Below are 12,687 nucleotides of genomic sequence, written 5' to 3' on the forward strand. Positions count from 1 at the left end.
GTGGCCGGAAGTCGCCGGTTGGCGCTCGGTGCGGCTCGACCGGCGGTAGGCAACCCGTTGCGGAGCTTGACGTCGAAAGTCGAGATGTCTGATCAGTGGTAACAAGCGGTCGCTGCCTGCCTATAGCATGCGAATGCCTCGTACGTCATCGACCGCTGTGTACTCGACGAGGGCGCTTACGCGAAGGGGAACGGGCCTTCGAAATGCCCCACGTAACACAAGTGGGAGACCGCTGACTGACCGCGACCTGTCCAGCGATGGAGCATGTATGCGGGTGGTTCGAGAAAAGAAGCGGGCTGCGCGTCCGCTTCAACGCACAGCGCAATCTGGGTGGTCGTGCTCGGGCAGGTGATTACCGGAACGCTCCCAAGACGCGTCTGCATTGACCGGTGGACGTGCCCGGCAAGAATGCGATCTACATTGCTATGCCGCGCAAGAACCCTGGCAAATGCATCCGCATTTCGCAACCCGTAGATGTCCAGATAAGGAATGCCGGTCATGAACGGTGGATGGTGCATGACGATAACCACGGTTCGACTGCGATGCTCGGTAAGTTCACTGTCGAGCCACGCCAAGGTTTCGGCGTCCAGTTCGCCGTGATGTAGTCCAGGAACGGAGGTGTCCAACGCCACGAGGCGTAGTTCGCCCAAGTCTAGCGCGAACGAGAGTGCACCCTCGTTCGGAAGCCACGCGTGATCCGAGAACGCGGCTCGCAAATTGCCACGGTCGTCATGATTACCCGGCAGAACCACGAACGGTCGCCTCAACTCGACAAGCAATTCGCGAAGTTTTTGATACTCGTCTTCGGTGCCCTCGTCCGTAAGGTCGCCTGAGATGACAATCAGGTCTGGCTCAGGTCGAATGCGGTTCAGCGAATCGACAGCTGCCGAAAACATGACATTTGAGTCCACAGCGTCTTGATATAGGACACCGTGAGGCCGGACATGAATATCCGAAAGTTGTGCGATGACCGTCATTCAGCGCTCCGTTGAATTTGACCTGCCGGTACTTGGATCACAGAGATTCTGGGCCGGACAAAATTCGCCCATCGACAGAGCCTTTCTGTGGCAACGATCTTGCTCCACGCGCTCCCAATTGTGCGTCCGGGTGGCTGATTCGGGATGACAAGCAGGCGCTGGGTGGTGGAGCACGAAAGACCGCTTCTGGCCGATCCCGCCCCCTGACGAAGCAACAACGAAGCAATCCCAGCCCCGACCTGACGCTGACTGCCTGAAAGCTCACATCTCGACTTACGCCCCTCAACCATCCGTCGATACCGTCACCGCCTCCCACGCCCGGATTTCCTCGTCCAGCGCCGCGAGTTTGCCGCGCACGAGCCGCAGCGCATCGCTGCCGAGCAGCAGATGGGCTGGCGGATGTTGTGCCGCAACGACGGCGAGTATCGCCCGCGCCGCTTTCACCGGATCACCCGGTTGCTTGCCGCTCCTCTCCTCGCGCGCCTGGCGAATCGGGTCGAAGATCGCGTCGTAATCGGCGATCGAGCGCGGCGTGCGCATCATCGACCGGCCGGCCCAGTCGGTGCGGAACGAACCCGGCGCCACGGCCGTCACCGCGATGCCGAACGGCTCGAGTTCCTTGCCGGCGGCTTCGGAAATGCCTTCCAGCGCGAACTTGCTGCCGCAGTAGTAAGCGATGCCCGGCATCGTGATGTGGCCGCCCATCGACGTGATGTTGAGGATGCGCCCGCGCCGCCGCTCGCGCATGAACGGGACGACCGCCTTCATCATCGCCACCGCGCCGAATACGTTCACGTCGAACTGCCGGCGCATCTCCGCGAGCGGCGCTTCTTCCATGATCCCTTCGTGCCCGTAGCCGGCGTTGTTCACGAGCACGTCGACGGGCCCGACGTTCGCCTCGATTTCGGCCACGACACCGTCGATGCGATCGAAGTCGGTCACGTCGAGCACGCGCGCGAATGCCCGCGCGGACAGCGCTTCGAAAGCCTGCGCCGCCTGTGCGCTTCTCACGGTGCCGACCACCGTGTGGCCTGCGGCAAGCGCCTCCTGCGCGAGCGCGCGGCCGAAGCCGCTGCTGACGCCGGTAATGAGCATGAGGTTTGCGGATGCCATGTGAGCTTCTCCCGTATGTCGATTGGAGCGTGCATACTAGTCTGACGAACCCCGTCGAATAAGCCCGATTCCGCTGATTTTCTTGCACAAAACTATGAGCCCCGAGCCAGCCTCCACCCGATCCCCATCGCTGCCGCCGCGCGACCGGAAGCGTCTGGTGACGCTGCTGCGCGCGCTGGCACCCGACGAAGGCTACAACCTGACGGCATTGCCGAGCGTGCGCATCCTGCGGTCGAACCGCGCGCTGTCGCGCACGCCGGTGCTGTACGACCCGGGCATCGTGATCGTGTGCCAGGGCTGCAAGCGCGGCTACTTCGGCGGCGAGCGCTATCTGTACGACGAGCATCACTACCTGGCGGTGTCCGTACCCGTGCCGTTCAGCATGGAAACCGACGCCACGCCCGAGCGCCCGCTGCTCGCGCTGTATCTGCACCTCGATTTCACGATGGCCGCCGAACTCGCGGCACAGATCGACCGCGAAGGCATCGCGGAGCCCGTGCAGGCGCCCAGGAGCATGATGTCGACGCCGATGGATGCAACGATGCACGCGTCGGTGCTGCGTTTCGTCGAGGCGATGGGCCGGCCGCTCGATGCCGCGGTGCTGGGCCCGGCGCTGCTGCGCGAGTTGTATTTCCGCGTGCTCACCGGCGCGCAGGGCAGCGCGATGCGCAGCGCGCTGGCGATGCGCGGGCAGTTCGGCCGGATCGGCCGGTCGCTGCGCGTGATTCACGCCGATTACGCGCAACCGCTCGACGTGCCGCAACTGGCCGACGCAGCCGGCATGAGCGTGCCGAGCTTTCACAGCCACTTCAAGGCAATCACGCAGGTATCGCCGATGCAGTACCTGAAGTCGACACGCCTGCATCAGGCGCGGTTGCTGATGGTGCGCGAGGACCTGACGGCGGAGGCGGCCGGCTACGCGGTCGGTTATACGAGCCCGTCGCAGTTCAGCCGCGAATTCAAACGCCTGTTCGGCCTGACACCGGCGAAGGAAACGCAGCGCATGCGCGAGAGCTTCGCCATTCCGGCGGCATTCGACGATGCGGTGTTCGTGTCGTCGCATTGAATCGGGTACCGCGCCAGGCCAGCGCGCCAATTTCCGTCGACCGCGTCTAGCCCCGCTGCCGATAGATGCGCGCGACGCTCGCGAAGAACGACAGCGCGGCGATCGCGCAGGCCAATGCGAACACGTAGACGGGAAATTGCCGCTCGCCCTCGCCTCCGCCCGCGCCGCTGACGAGCGCGATCACCACGGCAACCAGCGCGGCGCCGATGGACTGACCTGTCGTTCTCGCGGTCGACAGCACGCCGGAAGCGGTGGCCGTGCGGTTCTTCGCCGCGTTGGCGAACATCTCCTTGTTGTTCGGCGGCAGGAAGAAGCCGTACCCCACGCCGCACAGTGCGACGCGCCACAGGAAATCCACGACGGATGGTTGCGCGGGCAACAGGATCAGCGAACCGATCCCGAGACAAAACATCAGCACGCCGACACTCGACAGCTGCGTCGCATTGAAACGATTCGCCAGTCGCCCGGCAAACAGCGCGCACAGCGCGACCGCGATCGGCCAGGGCGTAAAGACCAGCGCCGATTTCAGCACGCTGTACGCATACGTGTGCTGCAGCACGAACGGCAACGCGACCAGCGCCATGCCCTGCGACACGAACATCGTCACGGACGTCAGCACCGCGAACGTGTATCGGCGCGACCGGAAAATGTCCAGCGGCAACAGCGGATGCCGCGCCCTGGCCTGCCCGACGCAGAATGCCAGCATCAGCACGGCCGCAGCGCCGGCAAGCACGAGCACGGTACGGTTGCTCCACCGCCCGATCTGGTCGACGGCGAGCGCAAGGAGGCCGAATGCCGCGGCGGAAGTCACCGCGCCCGGCACGTCGAAGCCGCGCTCCCGATGCGTGTCTTTTCCCAGCGCGACGAACGAGAACGCGATCGCGGCGATCCCGAACGGGAGGTTGATGAAGAACAGCCAGGGCCACGATGCCCACGAGACGATCAAGCCGCCCAATGCAGGGCCGACGGCGGTCCCCACCGCAAATACCAGCGCATTGACACCGAAGATCGTCCCGAGCGAGGCGGGCGGGAAAATCACCCGGTAGAGACCGTAGCCGACGCTGATCAGGATCGCGTAGCTGATGCCCTGCAGGACCCGCATCGCCACCAGCGCGCCGAAGGTGGACGCCAGCCCGCAGCCGAGCGACGCGAACGTAAACAACACCAGCCCGATCGTGTAAAAGCGTCGCTCGCCGATTCTCGAGCCGAGCGACGCGCACGTCAGCATCGTCGCCGCACTCGCCACCTGATAGCCATTCGCGACCCAGATGACCGACGCCGCGCTCACGCGCAGGTCGGTCGAGATCGTCGGCAGCGCGATATTGACGATCGCGCTGTCGAGCGCGGACATGAATACGCCGACCAGAATCGCGACGGCCGCAAAATAGCGGCGAGGGATGTCGAATCCTTCGTCGCCGAACGTTTCCGCGATCTCCATGAATCACCCTTGCCGGACGCAGGCCCGGTGCATGAACTAGTCGCCGCGCGCCGGCTCGCCGTGCGCGGCATCGCGTGCCAGGCCCGCGAGCGAATTCAGGATGAAGGCCGTCACGCCCCAGATGTCCTGCGCCTGCTCCGCCCAATACCACGCGCCCATGCGTTCGCCGTCCGTGTACTGACGCGGCAGATCCGGATTCAGCAGCGCGGCGAACGGAAACTCGAAGATTTCCGCGACTTCCGCGGGCGCCGCCTCCCATGTCGCCGTTTCCGGCACGAGGCCGATCACGGGAAAGATCGCGTGGTGACGCTTTCTGGTTTTATGGATCGGCAAGCTGCCGACCACGCGGACCGCGCCGGGCGCGAGGCGGATCTCTTCGAACGCCTCGCGCAACGCGGTCGCGCCGATATCGCGGTCGGCCTCCGCCGGGCGGCCGCCCGGAAAGCTCACGTGCGACGAGTATTCGCTGAGATTCGACGCGCGCCGGGTCAACAGGATCGTCGGTTCGCGCCGCGCGACGATCGCGACCAGCACCGCTGAGAATTTCCACTGTCCGTCGTTGTCCGCGAGGAATTGCTTCGCCGTCGGCCAGTCGGTGCCGGCAGGAATGCCGTGACCTTCGACACCACGGACGATCGCTTCCAACGCGGCCTGCGGCGAGCCGGCTTCCGCGTGCGCGCCTGCCAACCCGGCGCCGGCGTTCACGACGCCTCTGTCTGGTTCCATGTCTGCCTCCTGCGTGCGGCACCTGCACACGCTGCACGACACTGAACCCGACACGGGTTGCATGGGCGCGGCGTCGTTGTGGTCAATCCGATGAACCGGTGTTCGCATGCGATCGCAAATGACACGCGCGGGTGCGCGACTGTCTGCTCCGGCGTAAAAATATCCGCCAGCGTTGCGGATGATTGAATGCCGAAACCCGATCGCCGTCGATCAACGGAGAAACCGATCATGCACGAAAAAGCGAGACTCCGTTCGACCGCGCGCGCACGTCGCGTCCTCGCTCAAGCGACGGATGTCGGCTCGCTCCGCGCATCGATGCGCGCCGATGCGGTACCGATCCACCCGGCCGCCGCGATGGCCGCTGCCGTCACGATCATCATCGCGCCCCACCCGACCCGCGCGTTGAGCAGCCCGGCCGCGACGGCACCGCCGGCACCGGCCGCGTAGTACAGCGTCAGGTACGCTGCGCTCAAGGCCCCGGCGCGGGCCGGCTGAATCGCAACGACGCGCGTCTGGTTCGCGACCTGCGCGGCAAAGCAACCGGCATCGAACAACGCCAGCCCGACAGCCAGCCATCCGGGTCGACCGAGCGTAACGGCAAGGAGCAAGGTCGACACGGCCGCCACGACAAGGCCGCCCCGGATGACCGCGCGATCGCCGAATCGATCGGCGAGTTTTCCGGCAACGCGCGTCACGCCGAGGCCCAGCACGCCCGCGAGACTGTATGCACCGATCGCGGCGGCACCCAGGTTATACGGCGGCCCGGCCAGACGAAGCGCGAGCCCCACCCAGACCAGGTTGAACGCGAAGAACCAGAGCATGCCGGCGCAGGTACGACGCCTCAACGGCGCACTGTCGCGCAGCAACCGCGGAATCGCGGCGATCGGGTTTGCACGGCCGGGCAGCCCCTCCGGCCGGCCGCCCGGCAACAGCACCGCACCGCCGACGGCGGCCAGCGCAACGCATCCGGCCAGCACGAGCAATGCGCCGCGCCATCCGCACCATTGCGACAACACGCCGCCCGCGAAACGGCTCAGCAGGATCCCGGCGGAAATGCCCGCCGACACGGCCCCCATCGCCACGCCGCGCCGTTGCGGATCCGCGTGTTTTCCGGCGACGGCGCTGCATTGCGCCGCGACCGTGGTTGCCGCGCCCACCAGAAAAAACGCGGCATCGAGCACGAGCGGCCCGGGCGACAGCGACGCGCACGCGAGCAACAACGCGAGCGCGCCCATCTGCATCGAGACGAGCACGCGCGGGCTGAAGCGGTCGACCAGCGGCACCAGCACGGCGAGGCCGACCAGATAACCGAGCATCGTCACGGAGGCGAGCGCCGCCATGCGCGACGCCGCCACCCCGAACTCGCTCGCGATCGCCGACAGCGACGGCTGCAACGCATAGCCGTTGGCGATCGCCACGCCGGCCGCCAGCGCAAGCACGGCCGTCGCGGTGCGGGACAGCGGCCCGCGGTTGCCGGCGACGGTCATGCCGCGGGCCTGACCGCGATCGCCTCGACTTCGACCAGGATCTCCGGATCGACGAACGGAAGCGCATGCACCAGCGAAAACGCCGGCCGGATATCGCCGTAGATCTCCCCGTGCGCGCGTGCGGCGGCTTCCCAGTTGTCGAAGTCCGCGACCACCAGGCGGCTCTGGACGACGTCGGACAACGAGAACCCGCTGTCCGCCAGCACCCGGTCGATCGTCGCCAGCGCATCGCGTGTCTGCGCATACACGTCCGCGCCTTTGCCGGCCGTCCCCGAAATGTAGATGGTGTTGTCGACGACCACCGCGCGCGAGTAGCCGACCTTGGGCTCCCACGGGGAGCCGGTGCTGATCCGTTTTCGCATGTTGAAGATCTCTCCAGTCAGGTTGAGAAGCATCGCCTACTACTTGGGTAGTAAGTTCGAGCGATTGTATACTACTCAAGTAGTTAATCAAGCAGGCCCATGCAAGTCGCCGTGGGCGCAAGAGCCGGAGCCGATACACATGAGCGAAAACACGGAGCTGATCACGTCGTTGATCCGGCTTGGATTCACCCAGTACGAAGCGCAGGCCTACGCAGCCCTCGTCGGGCAGGCCGCGCTGACGGGGGCGGAAGTCGGCCGGCGCGCCGGCATGCCGCCTTCGAAGATCTATGAAACGCTGGGGCGTCTGGAGGCGCGCGGTGCGGTGCTCGTCAACCGTTCCGAGCCCGTCCGCTATGCGGCCGTGCCCCACCGATCGTTGCTCGAGGATTTGCGCAAGCGCTTCAATGCGGATCTCGAAACGGCCGCGGGCGCGCTCGACCGGCTGCCGGTTCAACAGGAGCCGGGGCTCGTCTGGTCGCTGAGCGGGCGGGAAGCGATCGCCAGCGCCTTCGCGCGCGTCATCGTCAACGCGAAAACGCAGATCTTCGCGGGCGTCTGGGACGAAGAGATCGACGACCTCGGGCCGCTGCTCGAGGCCGCCGCGGCACGCGGCGTCGACACGCACGTGGCGATTTACGGCAATCGCACGCTCAACGGGCCGCGCCACTACGACATGGCCAAATGCGGCGCCAGCGCGCGGCTCAGGCTGTCCGGCCGCCGGCTCGCCGTCGCCGTGGCGGACAACACCGAGGCCGTGGTGGCGGAATTCGGCGATCATTCACCCGATCACGCCACCTTGACGACCAACCCGGTCATTGCGCTGCTCGCGGTCGAGTACATCAAGGCGGACGTGAGCGGGCGCGTGTTGATCGACGCAATGAGCCCGGCGGAGTACCGGAAAGTCCTGAAGCATCCCGACATGCAGGCGATGCTTGCGCCGCTCGACAAGGCGAGCTGACCCATGCGACCCTGCACGGCTGCCCGCGCATCGCGCCGCGCGCACTCCACCCAGGTACGTGAATCACCACACTGACGCGAGCGTCCAATGACCGCCTATGCCTTCCGCCTGCTGAACGTATTCGCCGAATCGACGTTCGGCGGCAACCCGCTTTGCGTATTCGAGGATGCGCGCGGCATGGACGACGCGACCATGCAGGCGCTCGCCGTGCAGTTCAACCTGTCCGAAACGACCTTCGTGCTGCCGTCGGAGCGCGCGCATGCGCGGGTTCGCATCTTCACGCCGGGCTACGAGATGGCCTTTGCCGGCCATCCGACGCTCGGCACCGCGCATGTCGTGCGCGACCTTCTGGGCGCGGGCAACGAACTCGCGCTCGAGTTCAAGGCCGGCGTGGTCGACGTCGGCGCGCACGACGATGTGTGGACGTTTACCGCGCCGCATGCCGGCATGCCGAAGACGGCGGCTTGCGAGTTGTCCGATGCCCGGACGGCGGCCCTGCTGGGGCTGACGGAAGACGACCTGCTCGCCCCGCCGGTCTGGATCGATACCGGCGCCGACCAGTTGCTCGTCGCGCTGAAGGACCCCGCCACCGTGCGCCGCGCGCAGCCCGACAGCGCGGGCATCGGCATCTGGCCGACCAGCAGCCTCGGCCGCAAGACCGCGTATGTATTCGCGTTCGACGCCGAGCGGCCGGGCACGGTGGTGTCGCGTTACTTCTTCGTGAAACAAGGCAGCGTGTCGGAAGACCCGGGGACGGGATCGGCCTGCGCGAACCTGGGCGGGTGGCTGCTGGCGATGAACCGCGACCTGCCCGCCGCGTTTCATGTCGAGCAGGGGGAAGCCGTCGGTCGGCCTTGCCTGCTGCGATTGTCGGTCAGTGCAAACGGCAAGATCGGTGTCGGCGGGCGCGTGATCGAACTCGGGCGCGGCGTCGTCAACGTGTAGACGCGCCGGGCGGAAATATCGCCGCGATCGTCAGCATCGCGCTGCGCGCGGGCAACCCGTTGCGATGACGAACCGGCCGCCACCGTCCGGCCACCGCCAGATCGGAAATGCGGTGCGGCCGCCCCGCCCGCCACGCCGCGATATGCCGTCGACAAGATCCGCGGCTATCGCCGGATCGAAACGCAGCAAGCACTGCACACGCCGCCGCGTTTGTTATGCTGCGCACATCGCCAGCCCGAGCCGATCGCCGCTCATGAACGCCCTCGCCCCCGACCTCGTCCGCACGCTGCACGCCTCCTGCGATGCCTGCTTCGGCACGGCCGCCGTCTGGCCGCTCGTCGAGCACGCGTATGGCGAGCCGCAACGCCACTACCACACGCTCGCGCACCTGGCCGAGCTGTTCGCGCATCTCGCACCGTATCGCGCGGAACCGCTGTGGCCGGTGATCGAGCTTGCGGTATGGGCGCACGACTTCGTGTATGCGACGACCCTGCCGGATCATGCGGACAACGAAGCACGCAGCGCGCAATGGCTCGTGCAGGTCACGAACGCACACTGCAGCGCATCCTGGTTGCGTGCGCACGCATCGCATGTGTCCGTTGCGCACGATCTCGTACTCGCGACGAAGTCGCACCGGCTGCCCGATGCGTTCGCGTCCGCCCCGGACGTGCAGCGTGCCGGGCGGATTTTTCTCGACGCGGATCTCGCGATCCTCGCGGCCGCGCCCGATCGACTGCGCGAATACGATCGCGCAATCGCATGCGAGTGGGCGCAGGATCCCGATGCGCCGTCGGCTGCATTCCGCGAGGGCCGCAAGCAGGCGCTCGAACATCTGCGCGCGCAGGTTCCGCTGTTTCAATCGGCGGAATTCGCGCCGCTCACACCGCTCGCGCAGCGCAATCTCGATACGCTGATCGCCGAGTACGCGTAAGCGCCGGGCAAGAACACGCGAAAGCGCCCGCCTCGCCGCCGCCGGATCGGTCGAGCCGGCCCGTCACGCCCGGCGACCCTCCCCACACCCGAACGGCATTCCTGCTGCGGTGCTCCGCGGCGCGGGGCCCTGCCGCGTCGAATTCATCCGACATCCGACGGCAAAACCGGCCAACACGTCGATTTCCCCGGGAAGCCACCCCATCCACATCGCGCGTCGGGCGTAACCCTTCGAACATCATGTGATTGCATTTTCACAATCAATGTGATTTTATTATCACATCGTGCATGCCGCCGCCCACCACCCGCGCGGCGCACCCCATACCAAGGAAGAGACGCAGATGGAGACAATCGCCGTTATCGGCAGCAACATGGTCGACCTCGTGACCTACGTCGCACGCATGCCCGCCCGGGGCGAAACGCTCGAGGCGCCGAATTTCGAACTGGGCTGCGGCGGCAAGGGCGCGAACCAGGCGGTCGCGGCCGCCCGCCTCGGCGCGCGCGTCGTGATGGTCACGAAGGTCGGCGACGACGTGTTCGCCGACAACACGATCCGCAACTTCACGCGCGAAGGCATCGACACCACGCACGTGCGCAAGGTCGCCGGCGCGCCGAGCGGCGTCGCGCCGATCTTCGTCGAGCCCGATTCGAGCAACAGCATCCTGATCGTCAAGGGCGCCAACCGCCACCTGACGCCGGCCGACATCGACGCGGCCGCGCCGCAGCTCGCCGAATGCGCACTGATCGTGCTGCAACTCGAGATCGAGCTCGACACCGTCTATCACGCGATCGAATTCGGCGCACGCCACGGCATTCCGGTGCTGCTGAACCCCGCGCCCGCGGTCGCCGATCTCGATTTCGAGCGGATCCGCACCGTCGAATTCTTCGTGCCGAACGAAACCGAGCTCGCGATCGTGTCGGGCATGCCGGTCGATTCGCGCGACACCGCGGCACGCGCCGCCGAAGCGCTGGTCGCGCGCGGGCTGAAGCACGTGCTCGTCACGCTCGGCAGCGACGGTTCGCTGCTGGTCTCGCGCGACGGCGTGCGGCACGTGCCCGGCGTGCCGGTCGACGCGCGCGACACGACGGGCGCCGGCGACGCATACATCGGCTGCTTCGCGCGCTGCTACGCCGCATCGCGCAACGCGCTCGACGCGATGCGTTACGCGTCCGCGTACGCCGCGCATTCGGTCACGGGCCTCGGCACGCAGAAGTCGTACGCCGACACCGCGACGTTCGAACGCTTCCTCCGCGTCGCCGGCATCTGAACGGCGCCTTTATCGACGAGACAACCAGGAAGGAGACACCCATGGGCCGAGCCAGAATCGAACACACACCCGACGGCTATTACCTGAACCGCACGCCGCTCTTCGCCTTCACGCTGCTGTGCTGCCTGTTCGCGCTGTGGGGCACCGCCGCGAACCTGAACGACGTGCTGATCGCGCAGTTCAAGAAGTCGTTCTTCCTGTCCGATTTCGAATCGGCGTTCGTGCAGTCCGCGTTTTATCTCGGCTACTTCTTCCTTGCCATTCCGGCCGCGACCGTCGTGAAGAAGTTCAGCTACAAGACGACGATCCTGGTCGGCCTGCTGCTCTACACGACCGGCTGCCTGCTGTTCTTCCCGGCCGCGTCGATGGCGAAGTACGGGATGTTCCTCGTCGCGCTGTTCGTGATCGCGGCGGGCCTGTCGTTCCTCGAAACCGCGTCGAACTCGTATTCGACGCTGATGGGCCCGCGCGAAACCAGCACGCGGCGGCTGAACATCTCGCAGACGTTCTATCCGTTCGGCGCGATGGCCGGCGTCTACATGGGCAGCTTCCTGATCTTCAAGGAAGGCGATGCGTCGCACGCGCAGCTTGCCGCGATGTCGGCGGCCGAAGCCCACGTGCACCAGCTCGCGATGATCCAGGCCACGCTCGAGCCGTACAAGTGGCTGATCGTCGTGCTCGTCGCCGTGTTCATCGTGTTCGCGCTCACGCCGTACCCGGCCTGCAAGGGCAACGGCCCCGGCGCAGCCACGCACCGGATCGACGCGCGCGGCACGCTCGCACGCCTGTTCGGCAACCGGCGCTTCGTCGCGGGCGTCGTCGCGCAGTTCCTGTACGTCGGCGCGCAGGTGGGCGTGTGGAGCTTCACGATCCGGCTCGCGATGCAGATCGGCGGCCTCACCGAGCGCGGCGCGTCGCACTACCTGCTCGCGACGTTCTTCGCGTTCTTTGTCGGCAAGCTGGTCGCCACGCTCGTGATGAAGCGCGTCGGTCCGGCCAAGGTGCTGATCGTCTACGGCATCCTGTGCATCGCGCTGCTCGCGTATACGATCAGCGTGCACAACATCACGGCCGTCTATGCGGCCGTGGGCGTGAGCGTGTTCCTCGGCCCGTGCTGGCCGACCATCTATGGCCTCACGATCGACGGGCTCGGCAAGGACACCGAATACGGCGGCTCGATCCTCGTGATGAGCATCGTCGGCGGCGCGGTCGTGCCGCTGATCCAGGGGCTGATCTCCGACCACACGGGCGGCAACATGCAGCTCGCGTTCGTCGTGCCGCTCGCCTGCTTCGTCGTGATCGTCTACTACGGCTTCTACTGCCTGCGCCACCTGCCGGCCGCGACGCCCGACGCAACCGCCGACGGCCACGCAGCCGCGCGCTACGCCGCGACGCGCAACACGTCGGGAGCATGAGC

12 protein-coding genes are annotated in these 12,687 nt (G+C 66.4%); 6 read left to right on the forward strand and 6 right to left on the reverse strand.

The window, feature by feature from the left end; translation table 11 throughout:
• Positions 1 to 176: 176 nt before the first annotated feature.
• Positions 177 to 977, reverse strand: coding sequence for a phosphodiesterase (locus ACTJLD_RS36095; RefSeq protein WP_060194202.1), 801 nt, complete (start codon positions 975 to 977; stop codon positions 177 to 179).
• Positions 978 to 1,259: 282 nt separating this feature from the next.
• Positions 1,260 to 2,090: an oxidoreductase gene (locus ACTJLD_RS36100; RefSeq protein WP_060317329.1), complete on the reverse strand. Its 831-nt coding sequence runs from the start codon at positions 2,088 to 2,090 to the stop codon at positions 1,260 to 1,262.
• 94 nt (positions 2,091 to 2,184) lie between these two features.
• On the opposite strand from ACTJLD_RS36100, the gene ACTJLD_RS36105 reads away from it, so the two are divergent.
• Entirely contained in the window at positions 2,185 to 3,156 is a 972-nt protein-coding gene (locus ACTJLD_RS36105) for an AraC family transcriptional regulator (RefSeq protein ID WP_124536185.1), read from the forward strand.
• Between the two features lie 46 nt (positions 3,157 to 3,202).
• On the opposite strand, the gene ACTJLD_RS36110 is transcribed toward ACTJLD_RS36105, so the two are convergent.
• From ACTJLD_RS36110 to ACTJLD_RS36125, 4 genes are all read right to left on the reverse strand, one after another.
• Entirely contained in the window at positions 3,203 to 4,594 is a 1,392-nt protein-coding gene (locus ACTJLD_RS36110) for an MFS transporter (RefSeq protein ID WP_440661133.1), read from the reverse strand.
• A gap of 36 nt (positions 4,595 to 4,630) precedes the next feature.
• Positions 4,631 to 5,320, reverse strand: a complete 690-nt coding sequence (locus tag ACTJLD_RS36115; protein WP_440661134.1) for an NUDIX hydrolase — start codon at positions 5,318 to 5,320, stop codon at positions 4,631 to 4,633.
• A 281-nt stretch (positions 5,321 to 5,601) separates the two neighbouring features.
• Positions 5,602 to 6,807 carry an MFS transporter gene (locus ACTJLD_RS36120; protein WP_440661135.1) on the reverse strand — a complete coding sequence of 402 codons (1,206 nt, stop codon included), beginning with the start codon at positions 6,805 to 6,807 and terminating at the stop codon, positions 5,602 to 5,604.
• Complete coding sequence (locus ACTJLD_RS36125; RefSeq protein WP_027792402.1) at positions 6,804 to 7,169, reverse strand: RidA family protein; 366 nt, start codon at positions 7,167 to 7,169, stop codon at positions 6,804 to 6,806. Before ACTJLD_RS36125 ends, ACTJLD_RS36120 begins: the two co-directional genes overlap by 4 nt.
• Positions 7,170 to 7,308: 139 nt before the next feature.
• Here ACTJLD_RS36125 and ACTJLD_RS36130 point away from each other — a divergent pair, with 139 nt between their 5' ends.
• From ACTJLD_RS36130 to fucP, 5 genes are all read left to right on the forward strand, one after another.
• Positions 7,309 to 8,127: a TrmB family transcriptional regulator gene (locus ACTJLD_RS36130; RefSeq protein ID WP_027792401.1), complete on the forward strand. Its 819-nt coding sequence runs from the start codon at positions 7,309 to 7,311 to the stop codon at positions 8,125 to 8,127.
• Between the two features lie 87 nt (positions 8,128 to 8,214).
• Positions 8,215 to 9,072, forward strand: coding sequence for a PhzF family phenazine biosynthesis protein (locus tag ACTJLD_RS36135; RefSeq protein ID WP_440661136.1), 858 nt, complete (start codon positions 8,215 to 8,217; stop codon positions 9,070 to 9,072).
• A 253-nt stretch (positions 9,073 to 9,325) separates the two neighbouring features.
• Positions 9,326 to 10,003 carry a hypothetical protein gene (locus tag ACTJLD_RS36140; protein WP_059697220.1) on the forward strand — a complete coding sequence of 226 codons (678 nt, stop codon included), beginning with the start codon at positions 9,326 to 9,328 and terminating at the stop codon, positions 10,001 to 10,003.
• Between the two features lie 340 nt (positions 10,004 to 10,343).
• The gene (rbsK, locus tag ACTJLD_RS36145) at positions 10,344 to 11,270 is read left to right on the forward strand and encodes a ribokinase (RefSeq protein WP_440661138.1); all 927 of its coding nucleotides are present in this window, start codon (positions 10,344 to 10,346) and stop codon (positions 11,268 to 11,270) included.
• A gap of 41 nt (positions 11,271 to 11,311) precedes the next feature.
• Positions 11,312 to 12,685: an L-fucose:H+ symporter permease gene (gene fucP, locus ACTJLD_RS36150; RefSeq protein ID WP_060194210.1), complete on the forward strand. Its 1,374-nt coding sequence runs from the start codon at positions 11,312 to 11,314 to the stop codon at positions 12,683 to 12,685.
• Positions 12,686 to 12,687 lie beyond the last annotated feature (2 nt).

This window comes from Burkholderia sp. 22088, assembly GCF_052045915.1.
GTDB classification, from domain to species: Bacteria; Pseudomonadota; Gammaproteobacteria; order Burkholderiales; family Burkholderiaceae; genus Burkholderia; species Burkholderia cepacia.

Coding starts and splice junctions, on each gene's coding strand:
- fucP (WP_060194210.1), top strand. CDS start 11,312: ATGGGCCGAGCCAGAATCGAACACACACCCGACGGCTATTACCTGAAC.
- ACTJLD_RS36140 (WP_059697220.1), top strand. CDS start 9,326: ATGAACGCCCTCGCCCCCGACCTCGTCCGCACGCTGCACGCCTCCTGC.
- ACTJLD_RS36110 (WP_440661133.1), bottom strand. CDS start 4,594: ATGGAGATCGCGGAAACGTTCGGCGACGAAGGATTCGACATCCCTCGC.
- ACTJLD_RS36115 (WP_440661134.1), bottom strand. CDS start 5,320: ATGGAACCAGACAGAGGCGTCGTGAACGCCGGCGCCGGGTTGGCAGGC.
- ACTJLD_RS36125 (WP_027792402.1), bottom strand. CDS start 7,169: ATGCGAAAACGGATCAGCACCGGCTCCCCGTGGGAGCCCAAGGTCGGC.
- ACTJLD_RS36120 (WP_440661135.1), bottom strand. CDS start 6,807: ATGACCGTCGCCGGCAACCGCGGGCCGCTGTCCCGCACCGCGACGGCC.
- ACTJLD_RS36100 (WP_060317329.1), bottom strand. CDS start 2,090: ATGGCATCCGCAAACCTCATGCTCATTACCGGCGTCAGCAGCGGCTTC.
- ACTJLD_RS36135 (WP_440661136.1), top strand. CDS start 8,215: ATGACCGCCTATGCCTTCCGCCTGCTGAACGTATTCGCCGAATCGACG.
- ACTJLD_RS36130 (WP_027792401.1), top strand. CDS start 7,309: ATGAGCGAAAACACGGAGCTGATCACGTCGTTGATCCGGCTTGGATTC.
- ACTJLD_RS36105 (WP_124536185.1), top strand. CDS start 2,185: ATGAGCCCCGAGCCAGCCTCCACCCGATCCCCATCGCTGCCGCCGCGC.
- ACTJLD_RS36095 (WP_060194202.1), bottom strand. CDS start 977: ATGACGGTCATCGCACAACTTTCGGATATTCATGTCCGGCCTCACGGT.
- rbsK (WP_440661138.1), top strand. CDS start 10,344: ATGGAGACAATCGCCGTTATCGGCAGCAACATGGTCGACCTCGTGACC.